Source organism: Alteromonas mediterranea DE (assembly GCF_000020585.3).
Classification (GTDB): Bacteria; Pseudomonadota; Gammaproteobacteria; order Enterobacterales; family Alteromonadaceae; genus Alteromonas; species Alteromonas mediterranea.
Genome location: NC_011138.3, coordinates 161,136 through 181,669, shown reverse-complemented (window position 1 = coordinate 181,669; position 20,534 = coordinate 161,136). Strand labels below are relative to the sequence as shown.

Below are 20,534 nucleotides of genomic sequence, written 5' to 3'. Positions count from 1 at the left end.
AACTATCAAAATTTGAGCCTTTTCAGTTCGAAAAAAGGAAAGACCGCCTTCGATACATCTTCATCTGTTGAACTCTTTTAACTGTAACGAAGACAAAGTTTCTACGCAGCTGTTTTGCTATCGCCTTAAAAACTTGCACAAATCTCAAATTAAAACGAAGACGTGTTTGTACGAACTTTAAGGTATGCAAACTTGCCTTGTCATGCTTATCAAGAGATAAAAAATACTTGGTATTAAAGAAGAAACCGTAAAAGACATTATGTTTAATACATTTTCAAGCACAGTTCTGCATGTTTGACGCGTTTAAAACTTATCTTTTTGGCGCGTTCACGCAACGTTTCTTGGGTAGCGTTATTTTTTGCTTTTTTTAACGGCACGTGTAGCCATTTCCCACCAACCTGTTGTTTATTTTCACATTAAGATATAGTCCGCTTTACTTTATTTTCGCATATTCCGGCTTTTCCAATTTCATTGGCGTTGATGCAATATGCAATATGTTGAAAAACGCCTGACATGGAGAGGTTATGTCTCACTATTATTATGCTTATCATGGTCCTGAAAATACTTCAGCATTTACCACTGACATGGGCTACGGACTGAGTGAGAAGCAACGATGGAAGTACGAACGCGTACAACCGAACGATAAAGTCTTTATCATTCAAAAACTAAAAGAGTAGCCCACGTTTGAACTGTGTGGGTTGTACGAAGTGACAGGTCGATATCATGAGCCCACCGCTAATCGTCCTTTACGCTTTCATCTCCGAGAAGAGACCGTCCCCGATAAATCAATCACACTGGATGAATGGGTACTTAGCGAGTTACTTCCCCATGAAACAAGAGGGAATAAGAATTGGAGCAATTTTAAGCGCCACTTCTGTGCGCAAGGCGTGTCATTCAGAGCTCCTATCTCAACCGACGTCAGGCATATTTTATCGGCACTGCTCGCCCCAAAAGCGGTGGTACTCTCTGACATAGACAAAGACTTTGAGAAAGACGTTGTCCGTGCTCAGCAACGTTCCGCTGAAGAGCGGCAACGTCGATTGCAAAAAGCGCCTAAAATCCCACAGACCTCCATTGTTGAAGTGAGCGTACTTCAACGTAACCCAGATGTGGTGGCTGAAGTCCTCTTTCGTGCCAAGGGCATTTGTGGATCGTGCAAGAACCCTGCTCCTTTTTCGCGAAGAAAAGATGGCTCCCCTTATCTAGAAGTGCACCACATTCAGCAGTTGGCCCATGGAGGGGAAGATACCTTGGAAAATGCAATCGCATTATGCCCCAATTGTCATAGGCAAAAGCATTTTGGTTAACCGAATAACGGAAGGGAACGTTGCTTTATTGGGCTTACGTTCCTTTATTAATATTGTCTATGCGCTTTCGCTATGATGCCAACAACATTACTCGCTTCTTCAACGATGATGTAATCAATGCCTCGCTGCTTAAATATCTGTTTCGCTTTTATTAAACTTTCAGTACTTCCACACCGTTGAGTGTTTGACGGCAGCTGAAGGGTGCTAATGATCTCACCAAAGGTAATTTCCGTTAAGTCCAGCATTAAAGTGCCATCACACTCTTTGTTTCGGAGCATAAAATCGAGAAGGTGCGATTTTTCAATGATCAGCGGCACATCGCCGTCATAATAATAAAATCGACAGCTCGGGATATCGTTCAGTGTCGTGGTGTTGTCGACTCTCAAAAATTGGTTATCACACCGTTCGCCAAAATGTGGTTTCGGCTCACCATTGGCGCTAGGTGACGTACGTAAAATACCATTGACGGTTGAATGATGCTTCGTCCAGTCATGCGTTTCTTTGCTTATCCACTTAATGACGTCGAGTAAGTCTGTGTGATATTTGGAAATATTTAGACCATATATTGGCTCATGATGGGCGACCCGATTTCTAAATCTATTCAGATCTTTGACATGCTGCTGAAATTCATGCCGTGTTTTGGTCGTGTTTGGCAGTAATGTTTGCATATTTGACTGCCAAAATGGCCTGTCATACTCCGAACGAAAAAGATTTGACCAAAAATCAAACGTGAGGGTTGCCACGATGTCTTCTGTGTCATGAGATTTCGCCCTCTGGATCCCCTTATCTAACGCATCTTCGCTCTGTTGACTTAGCTCGCCTCGAAAGGTGGTGGAGCGTGGCCAATCCGGACCGTAAAGAGTAGAAAAAATACCGCTCATCTTGTTGCGAAGCGTTACTTCCAAGATGTGTAATGGATACAAGAAGGACTTAGCAAGTCTTGCATTGTATAAATATAGATTAAAAGCATATTCCTCATTGAAGCCTGCCTTCATCAGAAAGGGCTTAAATCGTTCTTCCGATAAGTTAGACTTCAATTCGCCACTGTTGTTATAGGTATACGGGACTTGACTTTCTGCCATATTTTACTAGAATCCTTGTTAGAGCAGTTGAACGGTCCCTCTGATTTATTATCATGCGCCTTCAACAATCTATCTAGATACCCGAGACAGACAACAGTCCCTCTCGGGTTTTCGCTTTTTAGGGGTATGGTAAACCCATGTTCTTAAAGATCAACAGTTAATCTTTGTCCCTAAAAGGCTTTATCTACGGCGATGTATCAATACGTGAAATACAGATAACTGAAGGTTTATCTTCAGCATTGATACAATTTTTCGTACCTTTCTGCAATTTCATCAAACCACAACGAGTGACTTCCTATCAGATCCACCTGCGGTGTAGGAAGCCGGCTTTCTCATCAATATCAATGTAAAAGATATGAAACTCACAACCGCCAGTGCCGAGTGTATTGAGATCACGCATCAGGCGTAAAAAAGGAAAAGGTGAGGCTCTGGAATATTGGCATGACACGACAGCACCACATAGGGATGGGGACCGATAAAACGGGCGAGGCTGTGGTTATCAATACGCGTGGTTGCCCAACGTGTCATGCTGTTGAACTCTGTGATTTTGAATTACTTCGCAGTGGTTTCAGCCCTGAGCAGATAGAAGCATTAAAAACCACAACATTCCGACATTAACGTTTCATATGGAGCGGTATCAACGAACCAAGAATCGAAGACAAAAATATTCTTATATTTCTTATTTAGTTAGCTTGCTGTACCGCTTTAAATAAAATCTTCTTGTCTTCGAATTGGCAAAACTGTCTTCGAAACTATTCCACGAAAACATTAAACCTCCTGCCCTGCTGCCCAGCCGCTGCTCCACGCCCATTGGAAATTAAAGCCGCCTAGCCAGCCAGTGACGTCTACCACTTCGCCAATGAAGTAGAGGCCTTCCACGTTTTTGGCCATCATGGTTTTAGACGATAACTCGTTGGTATCTACCCCACCAATGGTGACTTCTGCGGTGCGGTAACCTTCGGTGCCATTGGGTTTCACCTGCCAATTTTCTAACGTATCAGCAATGGCATCACATTCGCTGTGGGTAAGCTGTTTTACCGGCACATTGCGCCAGTTATGATACTCAATAAAGCTCTGTACCATGCGCTTGGGGAATACTTTATTTAAAGAGGTAGCAAGCAGGGCATCGGGCGTTTCGTTACGCGCGGTTTGTACAAGCGCAGTGGCATCGTCATTGGGAAGCGTGTTGATACTTAAGCTGTCACCCGCTTCCCAGTAGCTAGATATTTGTAGCATGGCTGGGCCGCTTAAACCGCGGTGGGTAAACAGCATGGCTTCTTTAAACGTGGTGTCGTTACAGCTTGCGTATACATCTACCGCGATACCGCTAAGTTCTGCCAAGATATCTTTGTCTTTATCGTGCAGGGTAAAGGGAACAAGGGCTGCCCGAGTAGGTAAAACCTTAAGACCAAATTGCTCGGCAACTTTGTAACCAAACGGTGTGGCCCCCAGCTTTGGCATGCTTAAACCGCCCGTCGCGATAACTAAAGATTCACAGCTATATTCGCCGCTCGACGTTGTAAGTGAATACCCACTTTCGTTTTTTTCTACGCTTAAAATTTCACAGCGGGTAGTAATGGTAACGCCCGCTTTACTACATTCATTAAGCAGTAAGTCAACGATGTCTTTGGCGCTATCATCACAAAATAATTGGCCCAATGTCTTCTCATGATAGGCAATGCCATGTTCGGCCACTAAACCGATAAAGTCCCATTGGGTATAGCGGCTAAGCGCCGACTTACAAAAATGGGGGTTTTGCGATAGAAAGTTTTCAGGCCCGGCATACATATTGGTAAAGTTACAACGACCGCCGCCCGACATAAGAATTTTACGCCCAACTTTTTTGGCATGGTCAAGCACCTCTACGCTGCGTCCGCGCGCGCCTGCCTGTGCTGCACAAAAAAGCCCAGCTGCGCCGGCCCCAATCACTATTACATCGCGCTTTATCACTATCGGTTTACCTTAATTCAAGCCAAATAACTTACGCCAGCCTCAGCGCTAATTAGGAATTCGGGATTATACGTAATAAGCCCCACCGCACAATGCAAAGCCTATTTTACCGAGAAATTTAATCTTGTTCTTTAGTCGACATTGATAAATTTTAATACTTTTTAACAATACTAAAGAAAAATCAATTCGCTTATAACTATGCGCCACAATTGAGGTGCAACTCAATTTGAACAAACAAACGAAATAGCGACGACTTCACAAATTACAGAGGATTGTATCCATGGAAGAGTTCTTAGCGTCACTCGATATTAATCAATACCTGCCTGCTGCGTTAGCATGGGCCACCAATATTTTACTTGCCCTAGCCATCCTTATTATTGGCCTTTGGATAGCAAGTAAGGTTTATAACGCCATTGCTGCTATTGCTAGCAGCCACCCTCAGCTTGATGATACGTTATTTAAGTTTTTTGGCAGTGTAGCGCGTTATACCATCTTGGCCTTTGTAGGTATTGCTGTTCTTAACCGCTTCGGTGTGCAAACCGCTTCTATCATCGCACTTTTAGGAGCAGCTGGCTTAGCTATTGGCCTTGCCCTTCAGGGAACGCTGTCTAATTTAGCGGCTGGGGTTATGTTACTTATCTTCCGCCCTTATAAAGTGAATGACTTTGTCGATGCAGCAGGTAAATTTGGTAAAGTTACCGAGATAGACTTATTCACGACTATCTTGCAAACCTTCGACAATAAGCAAATTATCATTCCAAATAGCCAAATTTGGGGCGAGCAAATCGTTAACCACTCGCACCATGAAATTCGTGGTGTAGATATGACGTTTGGTATTGCTTACAACGAAAACATTGATGCTGCTCGCGCGGTTATCGACAAAGTATTAGCAAACCACCCGCATGTACTTAAAGACCCTGCGCCATTTGTAGAAGTATCTACGCTTAACGACAGTTCTGTAGACTTTATTGTTCGGCCGTTTTGTCACGGCGAGCACTATTTCAACATTCTTTTCTCAGTACCTGAGCAAATTAAGAAAGCGCTAGATGAAGCGAACATCGAAATTCCATTCCCGCATCGCAAAGTCATTGTGGTTAACGAAAACGCATAGTGCGTATGTTATAAAGAATGTCTTAGTTAGTGAAAGGGCAGCCAAACGGCTGCCCTTGTTATATTCTGTTTTTAAGCCAGTTATTGAGCGCTACGCTTATTTAAAGAAGCGCTGCTAAACGTTTTTAGGAAACACGGCTAGCGGGTGCGTAGTAATTAACTGAACAAAAGCGCGGGTACTGGGCTTAATCGCGTTTTCGTGGCTTACACGTACTTTAAGTTCATCACCGCTATCTAGCATAACCGCATACAATCGGCTTTCGCCTTCATAGCGCACCCATTCAACCGTACAATTGGTCTCACTAACCGTGGCATCTAGGCTTAAATCGTCAGGGCGCACGAGTAAATCTACATTACCGTTAGCACCTTGAAGCGGCGTGCCTGGCACCTTGCCAATTTCAGTAACGACCGTTTTGTCTGTATCTGCTTCACTAGCATCAAATGTTGCGCTCAAGAAGCTTGCTTCGCCCATAAAGCGCGCAACAAAACGGCTGGCAGGTGATGAATAACAGGCTTCCGGGGTGTCTAACTGCTCTAACACGCCTTTATTTAAAATACCTACCCTATCACCGACGCTAAGCGCTTCTTCTTGGTCGTGGGTAACCCAGATAGCGGGCACACCCGCTTTCTTAAGCGCATCGCGAATTTCCCAACGCAGGCTGTCTTTTAACGCGGCATCTAGGTTTGAAAGCGGTTCATCAAGTAATACATAGGCCGGTTCGTGGGCTAAGGTTCTCGCCAAGGCTACGCGCTGCTTCTGACCGCCGGAAAGTCGCGCTGGCTTAACATCGCGGAAATTATCTAGGCCGAGTAAGGTAAGCCAGTGATCGGCAAGGGATGTATCTTTTAAACGAAAGCACACGTTTTGCTGAACAGTTAAGTGAGGAAAAAGTGCAAAATCTTGAAACACCATACCCACGTTGCGTTTTTCAGGCGGAATGTGCTTATTTGCACTACTTTCCCATTTACCTAAACGCATGGTGCCTTCAGAAATAGGAATAAGCCCCGCGAGCGCTTGTAAGATTGTGGTTTTACCGCACCCTGTCGGCCCAACCAACATGAGAATTTCGTCTTGCCCCAGTTCTAGATTTAACTTGTCGACTACGCGGGTAGACCCATAATTCACTGACAAATTACTTACACTTAGCATTACGAACGCTCATCCTCGGTAACGGTAAATTGGGCTTTTTTCTCGCCCGACAGCATGAGAATTAACCCCACGCCTGATAATAAAACTAATAATAACCCCGGTACGGCGGCACGACCAAAATAACCGGCTTCATACACACGCCACATGTAAGTGGCTAAGGTTTCAAACCCCGTTGGCCCAAGCATTAAAGTAGCGGGAAGTTCTCGCATTGCCTCTAAGAACACCAAGGCTGCGCCCGCTATCATACCACGAAGGGTTAACGGTAACGTAATACGCATAAATGCCTCGCGAGGACTTGCGCCTAGCACGCGGGCCGCCTTCACCAAACCAGAGTCGATATTCTCTGCTGTACTTCTTACGCTACCCACCGCAAGTGGAATAAAACGCAGCACATAGGCCATTACCAATAAACTTAACGTTTGATATAGCGCAGGTAAATATTTAAGCCCTACGTATACCAGCGCCGTTCCCATAACGATACCGGGTACACCAAAACCAAAATAAGTAATACGCTCCATAACGCGCCCTGCCTTACCCGCAATAGCGGCATGGGCAACTGGAATAGCCAGCAATACCGCAACAACCGCGGCAATAAAAGACGCGTGAGCAGAGTTCCATGCGTAGCTTAACTCGAACCCCCTAGTGCCTTCACGTATTAACCAAAGGGTAAAAATGGCTAACGGAAGCACTATAGCTAACAGCACTATCGGCATAGTAGCGAGCAACATAAGGTTGCGCTGCCATCGTCCAGGAAAGAGTGATAAATGCCTGCCGGGACGCTCTGAGGCGCCGCTGATGCGGCTTTCAATAAATAGAATTAGCCCGACAATAACCATAAGCTGTAAGCTCAGCATCGCCGCCTGACTCAAGCCAAAGGCATTGTATTCAACAAAAATAACGCGGGTGAAAGTGTCAAAGCCCATAATGGCCGGCGTGCCAAAGTCAGATAGTGCATAAAGCGCAGCAAGTAAAGCGCCTGCCGCTACGCTATTTACCACGCGCGGTAGCACAACACGCCATAGGCTAGCGCCTAATGAGAGCCCTAACGTGCGAGCCGCATTCACCAAGCTTGCATCTAAGCTTAACAGGCTAGAACGGGTAGTCATCATCACAAAGGGGTAAGTGTAAAGACTCATCACTAACGCAGAGCCCCACAATCCGCTGATGGACGGCGTGGTAATACCTAATATATTTTCTATTTCACCGCCTCTGCCAAATGAGAAGTACATAGCAAACGCGCCAATATAACTGGGTAGTGCCAGTGGCGCGGCAAGTAAAATTAACCAAAAGCGCTTAAACGGCATTTGCACATAGGCAGTGAGAAAGGCAAGCGGCACACCAATTAGCACCGAACCAATAATGGTAAGTACCACCAGTGAAACCGTGTTACCTAGAACACGAAGATTATGGGTATCGAAAAGTTGCGCACTGTCTTGGGCTAAAGAAAATAAAACACCGACGGGCAATAAAGCCATCAGCGCAATAAGCAGTGCCAGTGGATACGACTTTGGCCAGTTTGTCACAGTACGCCAACTTCCCTCATAAGGTTAAGTGTGGGGCGTAAATCAGCCAGCTTACGAAGGTCCATTTCAGGCGGCGAAAGCGTGCTCAAACTTGCTAAGCCTTGCGGCTGGTCGACGCCCTGAACAAGCGGTATTTCGTAGGCTTCACGAGCAAGATACGACTGCACTTCCTGCGACAGTAAGTAACGAATAAAGTTAACCGGTAAGTCGCCTTCGCTTAATGCCACAATACCAGACGCATTCACTAAGCAACCGGCATCGCCTTTAGTGTAAGCTAGCGCTACATTCGCATCGGGCTTGCCTGATTTAAGGCGCAGCGTGTAATAGTGATTAGCAAAACCAATATCCACTTCGCCACGCTCAACGCCCATTACCACGCCAAGTTCGCCCGCATACTTTTTAGAATGCTTATTGATGCCTTTAAGCCACGACTTTGTCGCTTTATCACCCTCTAAAATACGCATAGCAGTAACAAAAGATTGGAACGACGAATAAGCGGGTGCCCAACCTATTTTTAGGTCGCTATCAGCAAGCGCCATTACGCTTTCGGGTATCTGCTCTGGCTTAACGCGCTCGGTGTTATATGGCAGCGTACGTACTCGGCCCGTTACCGGCGACCAGCTGGGATATTGAAAATCTTCACGAAGCTGTGCCGTTAAATCGTTAGGTAATGGCTTGGCGGCACCGATGTCCGTCACCACACCAATTGAGCCAGTATCTACTGCCCAGAAAAGGTCTGCGCGTTTAACGCCCGCTTTGGTTTCAGCCACAATCGTGTTCGCCAATGCTGCTGAGCCACCACGTCTTACCTTTAAATTTAACTTCGGGTTGCGCTTTTCAATGGCTTTAAGAACATTCTCATACAAGCCGCCTTCACCGCGCCCCAAGTACAAGGTGAGATCACCTTCTAATTTAGGCAGGGATTCTACTGACACACTACCGGTTTGTGTCATAGCGTTTGCAAAGCCTAGCGGCAAGCCAGATAAAGCACCGGCTGCAGCTAAGCCTTGTAAGAATGTTCTACGTTGCATACACCTTCCTTAAAAAACGTCTTTACGACTTTGCTCTACTTCAACTAAAAGTGCGCGAGCGCGGTCAAGCTTAGCCTGCATTGACTCCACTACCTTGCGAACTGCGTCTACGCCAGTATCTTTCGAAATGGCTTGAGGAAGCGTAACGTTAAAGTCTTTCTCTAGGTCTTCAACCAAGGCTGCGTCTTTGGCAATCAAATCACCTTCTACGCCTTCAAAACGCTGTAGATAGGTGTCGTGAACAAGCGTAGTTGCCACTTCGTGTAGCTGTTCTGCATATTTAGCTACCACGCGATCAAGACGGGTTTTAATATCGTCGATGACTTCAGGGCCAGTTGTCGGCTCTTTTTCAGTCGTTTGAACCTTGTTAACCAGACCTTTCTTTTGGTACTGGGACGCAAGTTTAACTGCGCCTAGCGCCTGCCACAAGGCATGATTTAGCTTCTCTTGCTCAACGCGTACATCTGCAACTGGCTTGCCTTCATCAATGGCGACTTTTACGCCGTAAATGCCCTGCCAAATAGACGCGTAAATAGGCACATATTGGGTTTCAATGGCAGAGTGAAAGTCCACTTCTTCCCAGTACTCGATTAACGCGTCTGTTTTTAACGATTTGTCTTTTGCTTCGTACGCATCAACAACACTGCCAAACTTGCTTTCTAGCCAGTGCACCTCTTCGGTGTACTCACCGATATGGGCATGAAGGTTGTTAACGTGATCGCCAATAGACCCGTTCGCAAGCGCTTGAGACGATAGCATAGAGAACGTTACGGCAGAGGCCAGCACCAACGCCCCCATTTTTTTCAGTGTTATTGTCATCATTATTCCTAAAACATTTGCCTTAATGCGCAAATGATACTTATTATCATTAAGCAAGTAAAGGTAACTAAACGAGGCTACATGCTACGTAACGCAGTACGTTAACCCTTCATTTTTCTGCATTTTCGATACAGAATATTGCATATTAGTTCATTAACCTTTGCTGAACACATTGATATTCAACGCAATTAGCAAACTGTCAGATCATAGTTGGGTTACATTTTAATGAAAATCACGGGCAAGTATACGCATATATAAATTAATGAATGTTCACAAAAAGCTAAAAGAAAAAAGCCCGCAACAATGGTTGCGGGCTTTTGAACGAAACGTTTGGTGATGAAACGTATTTACAAGCTATCTAGCATGCTTTGCGCATCGCTCACATCAAAGCGACCCGGGTCTTCTACGTTTATTTTCTTCACTTCACCGTCTTCAATTAACATTGAATAACGCAATGAACGCAAGCCACCGAAGTTACTGGTATTCATATCCAAGCCAATTTGCTTTGTGAAATGACCATTCCCATCGGCTAGCATAATAATTTCTTCTGCATTATTAGCCTTACCCCATGCATCCATAACAAACGCATCGTTTACAGAAAGACAGATAATGCTATCAATACCTTTCGCTTTAATTTTGTCTGCTAGTGCCACATAGCCCGGCAAATGAGCCTGTGAACAGGTTGGCGTGAACGCCCCTGGTACTGCAAACAACACAACGCGCTTGTCCGAGAAAAGTTCATTAGTGCCTGGGTTTGTCATTTCTCCATCGACTAAAAGACCGAAATCCACCTCGGGCAAGGTGCTACCAACTTGTATCATGTTGCTCTCCTAGGGTTTTTGACACAAATACACATCAAATCTATGTTTTTTACTTTCTATTGCCATTGATGGTTTTTCTCCTGCCAGCACGTCTGCACTATTTGGGCGTTTAACGACTACCCGGTGCGTAGCTAGCTTAAGTGCTGGCGGTAACAGCGCATCGGCATCGGGATCATGCCCAAGCAGTTGCTGAAACAGCCGCATTTCCTTTTTCACCAAGGCTGACTTCTTTTTATGTGGGAACATGGGGTCTAAATAAATAGCGTTCACATTCTCACCAGTGAAGTATTGCATTACCTCAGCGCTATTTCCATGTTGAAGCGACATTTTAGCTGCAAGTTCGGGAAAACTAAGCGCTAAACGGCGTATGCCGTCTTCAAGCAGCGCGGCCACAATCGGCGAACGCTCTATCATAGTTACTTTACAGCCAACGCTTACTAAAACGAACGCATCACGACCTAGCCCAGGTGTGGCATCCACGACATGCCAGCCTTCATTACCTTTAAGGCCAATCGCCTTAACAATAGGCTCTTTACGTCCGCCGCCGTGTTGTTTGCGATACAAACTGGCCGGTGAAGCAAAATCAACCTCAACCGGCAGCACTTTTTTCTCGCTTGCATCAGCAAGGCCCAACACACCATTTTGTATCTGAAGATAAAACCCTTCGGCAGGCTTTTCGCTGTGAGAAACAACGGGGAAGCCCCACTTATTCCCAATACTATTTAGTAGTGAAGTATCATCTTGAGTACTGTGTTGTGCGATAACTAAAGGCACACTGTTAAGCATGGCCGTATTGCTCCTTATGCCCTATCCATCTATTGATGATTGCTTGGGCGTGAGACGGGTATTTATCCCAAAGGGTATAGGCAATTTCTTGAACTTTTGGAATAAGGGCGGCGTCGCGTACAAGATCTGCTATTTTAAGTTCAGCCATTCCGGTTTGTTTCGTACCCATGAATTCCCCCGGCCCGCGAATTTCTAAGTCGCGCTGTGCGATGTAAAACCCATCGTTCGACTCACGCAGTACCCCTAAGCGCTGGGTCGCCGTTTTAGATAAGGGGCTTTGATACATAAGTACGCACTGACTTTCTACCGCTCCCCGCCCTACTCGGCCACGTAACTGGTGGAGCTGGGCTAAGCCCAAACGCTCAGGGTTTTCAATAATCATAATGCTAGCGTTAGGCACATCTACGCCTACTTCAATAACCGTCGTTGCCACCAGTAAATCAAGCTTACCGTCTTTAAAATCAGCCATAACCTGCGCTTTTTCAGCGGGCTTTAACCGCCCGTGTACTAAGCCTACTTGTAAGTCTGGCAGCGCGGTACGCAGGGTAACCGCTGCGTCTTCAGCGGCCTGACACTCCAACACTTCGGACTCGTCAATAAGCGTACACACCCAATAGGCTTGGCGGCCGTTATCTTTACACGCTTGGCGCACGCGCTCTATCACATCCGCTCTGCGTGTATCAGGGAGCACCACGGTTTGTACCGGCGTTCTGCCCGGTGGCAGTTCGTCTATGACCGAGGTATCTAAATCGGCATAGGCTGTCATGGCCAGCGTTCTTGGAATAGGCGTTGCCGTCATGATCAACTGGTGCGGATAGCGGCCTTGTTGCTCGCCTTTATCGCGCAAAGCCAAACGCTGATGTACACCAAAGCGGTGCTGCTCATCCACAATAACCAGCGCTAGCTGCTGGTAGGTCACGCTTTCTTGGAAAATAGCGTGAGTGCCCACCAACATTTGAATGTCACCGGCTTCTAAGCGCGCTAAAACCTCATTGCGGGCCTTGCCTTTTAGCTTTCCAGCAAGCCAACCAACTTCTATACCGAGTGGCTCTAACCAACCGCGAAAGTTATTCGCGTGCTGTTCCGCCAACAGTTCTGTCGGCGCCATTAACGCTACCTGATGCCCGGCACCAATGGCGGATAGTGCAGCCAATGCCGCTACTAAAGTTTTGCCCGAACCTACGTCGCCTTGTACCAGGCGCATCATAGGCCGTGCGTGCTGCATATCTTTTTGAATATCTTCTACTACCCTTGCCTGAGCACCAGTGGGTGAAAACGGCAGCTGAGCGAGCATTTTATCGATAAGCGGCTGATTAACACTAATTGGAATACCGGGCTGTGCATCAGATAACTTGCGTACTTTCAACACACTTAAATGGTGTGACAACAACTCTTCAAGAATTAACCGATACTGAGCAGGATGAAGCCCCTCTTCCATTTCGTGTACATCGACATCTGGCGGCGGGCGATGGACCAAATGAAGGGCTTCGTTAAGGCTAATTTGATTATCGTATATACCTTCGGGCAGTAAATCGGCCAGCGCCCCTTTGTCCAAAAGCTTTAGCGCTTGGTCGGTTAAATTGCGAAGGGTTAGCTGCTTAACCCCGTCTGTGGTGGGGTAAACCGGTGTCAGTGATTCTTCTGTCGGTGGCGCGTCCTCGTCCACTAGCTTGAATTCGGGGTGCATCATTTCAATACCCCACTTGCCAGTACGCACCTCACCAAAACAGCGTACCGTGTTGCCCGGCGTCATGATAGAACGCTGCACGGCGCCAAAGTGGAAAAACCTTAGGGTTATAGTGCCTGTGCCATCACTAAGCTTTACCACTAGCATGCGTTTTTTGCCGTATTGAATGTCGGCGCCCATTACCTCGCCTTGTACGCTTACATGGGTAAACGGGCGGCACTCAGCCACGCTGTAAATGCGGGTTCTGTCTTCGTAGCGATGAGGAAGGTGAAACAGTATATCTTGAAGGGTAAACAAGCCTATTTTATTGAGTTTTTCTGCCACCTTTGCGCCTACGCCTTTAAGCGCAGTTATGGGTGTAGTGGCCAGTGCTTGCATCAAGCGACATCCTTCTTTTAAAACCTACATTGCTTTCACGCTGGAAGGCGCAAGCGGGTGTTAATCAACGTATTATTAGAAAGGAAGTGTAAAGGATTGTTGCGGGGTTGGCGAGTACGCTTTAGGCCAGTTTTCTTAACTGGCCTAAACAAAACTAAAAGCGAAACCAGTTACTTAGCCTGCTTCTAATGCGTCAGCTTCCGCTTTGGTAATTTGCATTTCTCGCCACCAGCTATCGTCGGCATCCACTTCACCGATAGCGTTAATCGCAGGCAGTGGCAAGCCTTTGCGTTGGCAGAGTTTATACAAGCGAGGATAACCATTTTGAAATGCCAAAGCCTGGCACTCTTCTTCCGGCAACTGCTGTGTATTGTACATACCCGCAATAGTGCGCTGGCGCTGCGCTTCATAAAGCACTAACGCTGCGGCCACCGACACGTTTAGCGACTGCACCATGCCCATCATAGGAATGACGATATCCTGATCGGCCAGCGCCTTGGCTTCATCAGTGGCACCGTATTTTTCTTGACCAAATAATATAGCGGTCGGCTTGGTGTAATCCACATCACGAAAATCTACCGCCGTATCAGATAAATGGGTAACCAACACCTGCATGCCTTGACCTTTAAGCTCAGCCATCGCATCGTTAATGCCATCATGGTTAGTCTGGCGCACCCACTGCTGACTGCCCATTGCCGTACCGCGACGAAACTGATATTTCTTTTCCCATACGGTGTGAACCCTGTGAATACCCACGGCATCACAGGTTCGCACTATGGCAGAAACATTATGGGGCTTATGCACATTTTCAAGGCATACCGTAAGGTCGGTTTGCCTTTTTTCCAACACATCTCTAATGCGCTGGTAACGCTCAGGTGACATGACTTACTCCGGCAGTTCCATTACACCATCAATTTCAATTTGTGCGCCCTTAGGCAGTGCAGATACCTGAACGGCAGCACGTGCTGGATAAGGCTTAGTGAAGTAACGGCTCATTATTTCGTTAACCGTCGCAAAGTGACCTAGGTCGATAAGGAAAATGTTAACTTTCACTAGGTCGTTGGTGGTGCCGCCTGCAGCTTCACACACAGCTTTAATATTCTCAAATACCTGTACGGCTTGCGCTTCAAAGTCGTCCGACACCATTTCCATGGTTTCAGCAACTAGAGGGATTTGACCAGAAAGATAAACGGTAGTGCCTGCTTTAACTGCTTGGCTGTAAGTACCAATAGCAGCAGGTGCCTTATCGGTCTGAATAATAGACTTAGACATAGTAGTTCCTAAATTTTGTAGTAATTAGTGTCGTGATTGACTATGACGAGACACTTTCTGAACTTCCGGCATGGTGCGTATTTTCTTCATTACGCGGGCCAAGTGCACACGGTTGTGTGTGGTAAGTTCTAGGTCAATAAAGTAGATATTACTCTCTTTCTCTTCAGTTTGCAGACCAATGATGTTGGAATCGCAGCCTGAAATGGTGTTCGTTAAAGTTGCCAGTGTGCCCTGATGGTTAATTAATTCAATGCGTAACGACGCTTTGAATTCACCCTGCGGGTTGTCGTCCCACTGCATGGGCAGCACACGTTGCGGCTCTTCACGGGTGAGTTTGCGAATGTTATTACAACCAATCTGATGAATGGTCATACCGCGCCCCGGGCTTAATACCGCCACAATTTCATCATCAGGAATAGGGTGGCAACAACGAGAGTAGTGCACAAGCAGGCCTTCTGTACCGCGAATAGCCACATTGCCCTTTTTGTCTGACAAATCAGTGGTGCTTTCGCCTAACAAACGGCGAGCAACAATAGCGCTTAGTTCGTTGCCAAGGCCAATGTCTACTAGCAAGTCGTCGAAGTTTGCATGCTTAGTTTCTGCTACAACCCGTTCTATATCTGCATTTGGAATATCATCGAGTTTCACGCTACCTAACGCATGACGAAGTAGACGATTACCCATGTTCACCGCTTCTTGTGAATGCTGTTTACGCAGATACTGGCGAATACGGGTACGCGCGCGAGCACTCACCACAAAATTGAGCCAATTCGCATTCGGCTTCGCTTTTGGAGAGGTAATAATCTCGACGGTTTGCCCATTTTGCAGCGGCTTACTTAAGCTGAAGTTGCGCCGTTCAACGCGCACACCTACGCACGTGTTGCCCACGTCAGAGTGTACGGCGTAGGCAAAATCCACGGCCGTTGCGCCTGTAGGTAGTTCTATAATACGTCCGTCTGGCGTAAACACGTAAATTTCATCAGGGAAAAGGTCGGTTTTGACCGACTCGATGAATTCAAACGACGAGCTTGCCGACTGCTGCAGTTCTAACAAGCTTTGCATCCACTTACGTGCACGAAGCTGTGCAGTAGTACCGTTGTCACCCGGCTCCTTGTAAAGCCAGTGTGCTGCTACCCCTTTATCCGCCATTTGGTCCATTTCCTGTGTTCGAATTTGAATTTCAACAGGAATACCATGCGGGCCAATCAGCGATGTATGTAACGACTGGTAGCCGTTAGTACGCGGAATAGCGATATAGTCTTTAAAACGGTTTTCAATAGGCTTGTATAGCCCGTGCATAGCGCCTAGTGCGCGGTAGCAGTTGTCTACCGAACTCACCACAATGCGAAACGCATAAATATCCATTACCTCGTTGAACATCAGTTCTTTGTTTTTCATTTTGCGGTAAATGGAGTACAGGTGTTTTTCTCTGCCTATCACGTTTGATGTTATTTCGTAGGCATCTAGACGCGTATTCAGTTCTCCACGAATATTCTCGATAATCTCTTTGCGATTACCACGGGCTTGGCGTACCGCCGATTTCAATGCGCGATGGCGCATGGGGTACATGGCTTGGAAACCTAAATCTTCCAGCTCGTTTTTAATATCGTGAATACCCAAGCGATGAGCTATAGGGGCGTAAATCTCTAGCGTTTCTAGGGCAATGCGGCGGCGCTTATCAGGGCGCAGAGAGCCTAGCGTACGCATGTTATGTGTGCGATCGGCCAGTTTAATGAGGATAACTCGGATGTCTTGCACCATGGCCATCATCATTTTGCGGAAGTTTTCCGCCTGGGCTTCTTGTTTGGTGCTAAAGGCAAGCTTGTCGAGTTTACTGACCCCTTCTACCAGCTCAGCAACCGTATCGCCAAAGGCCTCGGCAAGGTCTTCTTGGCTATAATGGGTATCTTCTATGACATCGTGAAGCAGTGCCGCCATGATCGTTTCATGATCAAGGTGCATATCGGCAAGAATGCCTGCCACCGCTACCGGGTGAGTGATATACGGATCGCCGCTGGAGCGCATTTGGCCGTCATGGGCCTCTTGAGCGAGAACAAAAGCATCTTGCACCAGCTGAACACGGTCGGCTGATAAATACTCTAAAACTTTCTGCTTTAAACCTTCAAACAAATACACAGTGAAGCGCGACCCTTATATAACGTTACACCACTAAGAATACGTTTAATTGTGCTAGAAGCCAATACACCAAAACTAAAGCGCCAGTGCTTTTTTCAAAGCACTGGCGCCAAATAACTGATAAAAGCCCTTAAAAGCGGGTTTTACTGATCAGATAAAATATTTGCAACAGACGCAAATTCAGCGTGTTCTTGCTGTTCTTGCGCTTGAAGGTCTGCTTGTTCAAGCGTAGCAGCCGTTACTAAACCTTCTTCAATTTCACGAAGTGCTGTCACAGTTGGCTTGTCGTTTTGAACGTCAACCATAGGATCTTTGCCTTCAGTGGCAATTTGACGTGCACGGCGTGCAGCAACAAGCACTAGGTCAAAGCGGTTACCAATTTTATCTACGGCATCTTCTACAGTTACGCGAGCCATGTATTTCTCCGAAAATTAGGTTGAGCAAGTTATTCAAAAAACGGCCGCGTAGTATACACAAATACACCGCGCGATCCTAGTATTTTGTTTGAATTTGAAGCAGTCAGATCGTTATAGCTATGTGCTGATCGTCTGCCTTTAAACTAAAACATTTGTCTATGCTGATAAGCTTACGCGCTACCAAGCAATTCGTCCAATAGCACCTGATGACGCATTTGTTGTTTCATCGTACGAAGACGCTGCGCAGTCACTATCGCTTCTAAGTCACCTAGTGCTGTGGCAAAGTCATCGTTAACAATTACGCTATCGAACTCACTAAAGTGTGACATTTCCGCCACCGCTTGTGCCATGCGCCCAGCAATGACTTCTTCACTGTCCTGACCGCGGTTATTTAAACGCTGCTCAAGAACATCTAGCGACGGAGGAAGAATGAAAATACCACAGGTATCTGGCATAAGCTTTTTGACTTGGCGAGCACCTTGCCAATCGATATCCAAAAACACATCAATTCCGCGGTGAAGGGTTTGTTCAATGGTAACCCGTGATGTGCCGTAATAATTGCCGAACACCTCTGCGTACTCAAAAAATACGCCTTGTTCGATAAGCGCTTCAAACTGCTCTCGACTTACAAAGTGGTAGTGTACGCCGTCTACTTCACCCGGACGAGGCTGACGCGTGGTATGAGATACCGACACCTGCATAGGCGTAGTTTCATTACCTTCGTACTTTTCCATTAGCGCCTTTATAAGGCTAGATTTTCCCGCCCCTGAAGGAGCTGCAAGTATAAATAAATTGCCAAGTAGTGAAGCCATAGGATATTAAAAGTTTATCAAGATGTGGTGATTTCAAGTAGCAATGATAGCATATTAAGCCCTTGCGCCGTAACTGTGATTATCTGGTTTATGCATTGATGATCGATGATGACCTGTATTTAAGTTGCCGATCGGCGTTAGCAAAATACATAACAATAATAAGTTTCTAAGAATGGTGGGGCAGAAAAAGTACTCTGACCCCCCACCATTCTTGCGAAAGACAGAGATTGCCCGTGAGAAAGGATAACCATTGGTAATGAAGCAACAACAAAACTAGGAAATATAGAATGACTCAGCAACTTCTGCCGTGCGTAGAGATAAATCCGTCAACAGCGCCTGATGCCTGCGTTATCTGGCTTCACGGTCTTGGCGATTCAGGCCACGGCTTTGCTCCTATTGTGCCCGAGCTTAAATTACCAGATTCAATGGCCGTAAAATTCCTGTTTCCCCATGCATCGGAGCGCCCCATCACGATAAATGGCGGAATGCGCATGCGTGCTTGGTACGACATCAAATCGCTAGATTTTGAAAGCCGCGCAGATCTTGAAGGGGTAAAAGAATCGGCAGAACAGGTTGAGCAACTTATCAAAGCGCAGATTGAAAGCGGCATTAAAGCAGAACGTATCGTTTTAGCAGGGTTCTCCCAAGGGGGCGTTATCGCCTTGCACCTTGCCCCTAGATTTTCGCAAAAACTGGCCGGCGTTATGGCGCTTTCTACCTACATGTGTGAACCCGCATTACTAAGTAGTGAAGCACTAGACGTGAACCGCGAGACACCCATAATGATGGCCCACGGTGAGCAGGACGAGGTTGTACCGGTTTTCATGGGCAACGCTGCTTTTAAGACACTAAACGAATGCGGTTTTAAGGCAACGTGGCAGACTTACACCATGCAACACAACGTTTGTATGCAAGAACTTAATGACATCAGTGCATGGTTACAAAAGTTGCTTAACTAACACTTGCTGTCGCTAATTTTTTCGAAACGCTGGCGTACCATTACTACCAGCGTTTTTTACTTGCTGTTGTGCTCGCCAAGACATATTTGAAGCATTAACGCTTTTTGCGTCTGTCATTCCATCACGCGGTTTCTGCCCGCATTTTTCGCTTTGTATAAGTTATCATCAGCCTGTTTTAAACTGGCATGTAGGTTGGTATCGGTTAACGCTGTGGCAACACCAAAACTTGCGGTGATAGGGTGATTAATGTCTCCTGCTACAAAAGGTCTTTCTTCTATTAGCCTCCTCATTGTTTCAGCCAACTTAACCGCTTGCGTCAACGTAGCATGAGGAAAAAGCACCAAAAATTCTTCACCGCCAGTGCGTGCTACCACATCAGAAGATCTGACCGCTTCTTTCATCAAACTGGTAACATGAATAAGCACCTGATCGCCCACATCGTGACCATAGCTATCGTTAATCTTTTTAAAGTGATCGATATCTACCACTACCGCGCTTAAAGGAAAATATGTAGCAGGGTCTTGCATGGCCTTTTCAAAAAAAACGGCTTCTAGAAAACGGCGGTTGGGCAGTTTGGTTAACGGGTCGGTATTGGCTTGGCGCATACGCTCAAAGTTTTCTTTCAACATCTCCTTTCGGCTTTGATGCCAAAAATTTTCGCCAATAAAGGCCACACAAACAAAACAAAGCGTAGAGATTAGGAAGCGAGATACGTGTTCATCGGAATACTGAGCAATTATATTCTCTTGGTTGTATAGCATAAAAGTAGTGATGGCCAATGTTACCGAAACATAAATCAACGCGGGCCTAAAACGCACCACTATGATCTGCAAGAACAACAGCGGAAACACAAAGTAAAGGCCGGTATTATTTAATCCCCCGGTATACACCAAGCCGTTAACAGTAAACATTGCAACAAGGCCGCCAACGTAGTAAAACACGTCGACTCGCGGGAATATGTGAGACAACAACACGTTTATGTATACAACGGCTGCTGAGGCTGTAAGGGTTCCTACAAGGAGCGGTGTATTATTTCCCACATTAAGCCACGCCATAAAGGCCATGATGGTGCCGCCAACATAAGAAATAAAATACAGTGTCAGTCTTCTGCGTTTTGCCTCCGCTTCGTCTTGTTGAGCGCTTCTTAACAGTTTCCCTAACGACGAGTAGTCCATACTAGAACCTTCTCCACTTTTATTACCAGACACCCTTAGCCCAACTCAGCATAGTCTGAAAGTTAACGATTAACCAAGTAGAAAATCACCGCTATTTCCAAACATTAACCAAGAAAATGC

Annotated in this window: 19 protein-coding genes; 4 read left to right on the top strand and 15 right to left on the bottom strand. The window is 46.2% G+C overall.

Annotated features, from left to right (window positions below):
* Positions 1-707 precede the first annotated feature (707 nt).
* Positions 708-1,307, top strand: coding sequence for an HNH endonuclease (locus MADE_RS19940; protein WP_012516690.1), 600 nt, complete (start codon positions 708-710; stop codon positions 1,305-1,307).
* 47 nt (positions 1,308-1,354) lie between these two features.
* Here MADE_RS19940 and MADE_RS00815 read toward each other — a convergent pair whose 3' ends face one another.
* Positions 1,355-2,389, bottom strand: coding sequence for an Abi family protein (locus MADE_RS00815; protein ID WP_012516689.1), 1,035 nt, complete (start codon positions 2,387-2,389; stop codon positions 1,355-1,357).
* Between the two features lie 441 nt (positions 2,390-2,830).
* On the opposite strand from MADE_RS00815, the gene MADE_RS20545 reads away from it, so the two are divergent.
* A complete protein-coding gene (locus MADE_RS20545) occupies positions 2,831-3,007 on the top strand; it encodes a hypothetical protein (protein WP_158318437.1) in 177 nt (58 codons plus the stop codon).
* Between the two features lie 150 nt (positions 3,008-3,157).
* Here MADE_RS20545 and MADE_RS00810 read toward each other — a convergent pair whose 3' ends face one another.
* Positions 3,158-4,339, bottom strand: a complete 1,182-nt coding sequence (locus MADE_RS00810; protein WP_012516688.1) for a BaiN/RdsA family NAD(P)/FAD-dependent oxidoreductase — start codon at positions 4,337-4,339, stop codon at positions 3,158-3,160.
* Positions 4,340-4,619: 280 nt separating this feature from the next.
* Between MADE_RS00810 and MADE_RS00805 the strand changes: the two genes are divergently transcribed.
* Positions 4,620-5,450, top strand: a complete 831-nt coding sequence (locus MADE_RS00805; protein ID WP_012516687.1) for a mechanosensitive ion channel family protein — start codon at positions 4,620-4,622, stop codon at positions 5,448-5,450.
* A gap of 114 nt (positions 5,451-5,564) precedes the next feature.
* On the opposite strand, the gene MADE_RS00800 is transcribed toward MADE_RS00805, so the two are convergent.
* The 12 genes from MADE_RS00800 to gmk all read right to left on the bottom strand — a co-directional run bounded on the left by MADE_RS00800 (position 5,565) and on the right by gmk (position 18,280).
* Positions 5,565-6,599 (bottom strand): ABC transporter ATP-binding protein, encoded by a 1,035-nt coding sequence (locus MADE_RS00800; RefSeq protein ID WP_012516686.1) that lies wholly within the window; start codon positions 6,597-6,599, stop codon positions 5,565-5,567.
* Entirely contained in the window at positions 6,599-8,122 is a 1,524-nt protein-coding gene (locus MADE_RS00795) for an ABC transporter permease (RefSeq protein WP_012516685.1), read from the bottom strand. Before MADE_RS00795 ends, MADE_RS00800 begins: the two co-directional genes overlap by 1 nt.
* The gene (locus tag MADE_RS00790) at positions 8,119-9,153 is read right to left on the bottom strand and encodes an extracellular solute-binding protein (protein ID WP_012516684.1); all 1,035 of its coding nucleotides are present in this window, start codon (positions 9,151-9,153) and stop codon (positions 8,119-8,121) included. Before MADE_RS00790 ends, MADE_RS00795 begins: the two co-directional genes overlap by 4 nt.
* A gap of 9 nt (positions 9,154-9,162) precedes the next feature.
* Positions 9,163-9,972: a hypothetical protein gene (locus tag MADE_RS00785; RefSeq protein ID WP_012516683.1), complete on the bottom strand. Its 810-nt coding sequence runs from the start codon at positions 9,970-9,972 to the stop codon at positions 9,163-9,165.
* A 347-nt stretch (positions 9,973-10,319) separates the two neighbouring features.
* Complete coding sequence (locus tag MADE_RS00780) at positions 10,320-10,793, bottom strand: peroxiredoxin (RefSeq protein ID WP_012516682.1); 474 nt, start codon at positions 10,791-10,793, stop codon at positions 10,320-10,322.
* Between the two features lie 9 nt (positions 10,794-10,802).
* A complete protein-coding gene (locus MADE_RS00775; RefSeq protein WP_012516681.1) occupies positions 10,803-11,579 on the bottom strand; it encodes a class I SAM-dependent methyltransferase in 777 nt (258 codons plus the stop codon).
* The gene (gene recG / locus MADE_RS00770; RefSeq protein ID WP_012516680.1) at positions 11,572-13,644 is read right to left on the bottom strand and encodes an ATP-dependent DNA helicase RecG; all 2,073 of its coding nucleotides are present in this window, start codon (positions 13,642-13,644) and stop codon (positions 11,572-11,574) included. The genes MADE_RS00775 and recG overlap by 8 nt, the downstream gene beginning before the upstream one ends.
* Positions 13,645-13,818: 174 nt before the next feature.
* Positions 13,819-14,526 carry a tRNA (guanosine(18)-2'-O)-methyltransferase TrmH gene (trmH, locus tag MADE_RS00765; RefSeq protein WP_012516679.1) on the bottom strand — a complete coding sequence of 236 codons (708 nt, stop codon included), beginning with the start codon at positions 14,524-14,526 and terminating at the stop codon, positions 13,819-13,821.
* 3 nt (positions 14,527-14,529) lie between these two features.
* Positions 14,530-14,916, bottom strand: coding sequence for a RidA family protein (locus MADE_RS00760; RefSeq protein WP_012516678.1), 387 nt, complete (start codon positions 14,914-14,916; stop codon positions 14,530-14,532).
* A 24-nt stretch (positions 14,917-14,940) separates the two neighbouring features.
* A complete protein-coding gene (spoT, locus tag MADE_RS00755; protein WP_012516677.1) occupies positions 14,941-17,052 on the bottom strand; it encodes a bifunctional GTP diphosphokinase/guanosine-3',5'-bis pyrophosphate 3'-pyrophosphohydrolase in 2,112 nt (703 codons plus the stop codon).
* A gap of 143 nt (positions 17,053-17,195) precedes the next feature.
* The gene (gene rpoZ / locus MADE_RS00750) at positions 17,196-17,468 is read right to left on the bottom strand and encodes a DNA-directed RNA polymerase subunit omega (protein WP_012516676.1); all 273 of its coding nucleotides are present in this window, start codon (positions 17,466-17,468) and stop codon (positions 17,196-17,198) included.
* A 170-nt stretch (positions 17,469-17,638) separates the two neighbouring features.
* Positions 17,639-18,280 carry a guanylate kinase gene (gmk, locus tag MADE_RS00745; protein WP_023559475.1) on the bottom strand — a complete coding sequence of 214 codons (642 nt, stop codon included), beginning with the start codon at positions 18,278-18,280 and terminating at the stop codon, positions 17,639-17,641.
* A gap of 287 nt (positions 18,281-18,567) precedes the next feature.
* Between gmk and MADE_RS00740 the strand changes: the two genes are divergently transcribed.
* Complete coding sequence (locus tag MADE_RS00740) at positions 18,568-19,239, top strand: alpha/beta hydrolase (RefSeq protein ID WP_012516674.1); 672 nt, start codon at positions 18,568-18,570, stop codon at positions 19,237-19,239.
* A 113-nt stretch (positions 19,240-19,352) separates the two neighbouring features.
* Here the strand turns inward: MADE_RS00740 and MADE_RS00735 are convergent, their stop codons facing one another.
* On the bottom strand, positions 19,353-20,414 hold the full coding sequence (locus tag MADE_RS00735; protein WP_012516672.1) for a GGDEF domain-containing protein: 1,062 nt from the start codon (positions 20,412-20,414) through the stop codon (positions 19,353-19,355).
* Positions 20,415-20,534 lie beyond the last annotated feature (120 nt).

Coding starts and splice junctions, on each gene's coding strand:
- MADE_RS00815 (WP_012516689.1), bottom strand. CDS start 2,389: ATGGCAGAAAGTCAAGTCCCGTATACCTATAACAACAGTGGCGAATTG.
- MADE_RS20545 (WP_158318437.1), top strand. CDS start 2,831: ATGACACGACAGCACCACATAGGGATGGGGACCGATAAAACGGGCGAG.
- MADE_RS00805 (WP_012516687.1), top strand. CDS start 4,620: ATGGAAGAGTTCTTAGCGTCACTCGATATTAATCAATACCTGCCTGCT.
- MADE_RS00800 (WP_012516686.1), bottom strand. CDS start 6,599: ATGCTAAGTGTAAGTAATTTGTCAGTGAATTATGGGTCTACCCGCGTA.
- MADE_RS00790 (WP_012516684.1), bottom strand. CDS start 9,153: ATGCAACGTAGAACATTCTTACAAGGCTTAGCTGCAGCCGGTGCTTTA.
- MADE_RS00785 (WP_012516683.1), bottom strand. CDS start 9,972: ATGACAATAACACTGAAAAAAATGGGGGCGTTGGTGCTGGCCTCTGCC.
- MADE_RS00780 (WP_012516682.1), bottom strand. CDS start 10,793: ATGATACAAGTTGGTAGCACCTTGCCCGAGGTGGATTTCGGTCTTTTA.
- MADE_RS00775 (WP_012516681.1), bottom strand. CDS start 11,579: ATGCTTAACAGTGTGCCTTTAGTTATCGCACAACACAGTACTCAAGAT.
- recG (WP_012516680.1), bottom strand. CDS start 13,644: ATGCAAGCACTGGCCACTACACCCATAACTGCGCTTAAAGGCGTAGGC.
- trmH (WP_012516679.1), bottom strand. CDS start 14,526: ATGTCACCTGAGCGTTACCAGCGCATTAGAGATGTGTTGGAAAAAAGG.
- MADE_RS00760 (WP_012516678.1), bottom strand. CDS start 14,916: ATGTCTAAGTCTATTATTCAGACCGATAAGGCACCTGCTGCTATTGGT.
- rpoZ (WP_012516676.1), bottom strand. CDS start 17,468: ATGGCTCGCGTAACTGTAGAAGATGCCGTAGATAAAATTGGTAACCGC.
- gmk (WP_023559475.1), bottom strand. CDS start 18,280: ATGGCTTCACTACTTGGCAATTTATTTATACTTGCAGCTCCTTCAGGG.
- MADE_RS00740 (WP_012516674.1), top strand. CDS start 18,568: ATGACTCAGCAACTTCTGCCGTGCGTAGAGATAAATCCGTCAACAGCG.
- MADE_RS00735 (WP_012516672.1), bottom strand. CDS start 20,414: ATGGACTACTCGTCGTTAGGGAAACTGTTAAGAAGCGCTCAACAAGAC.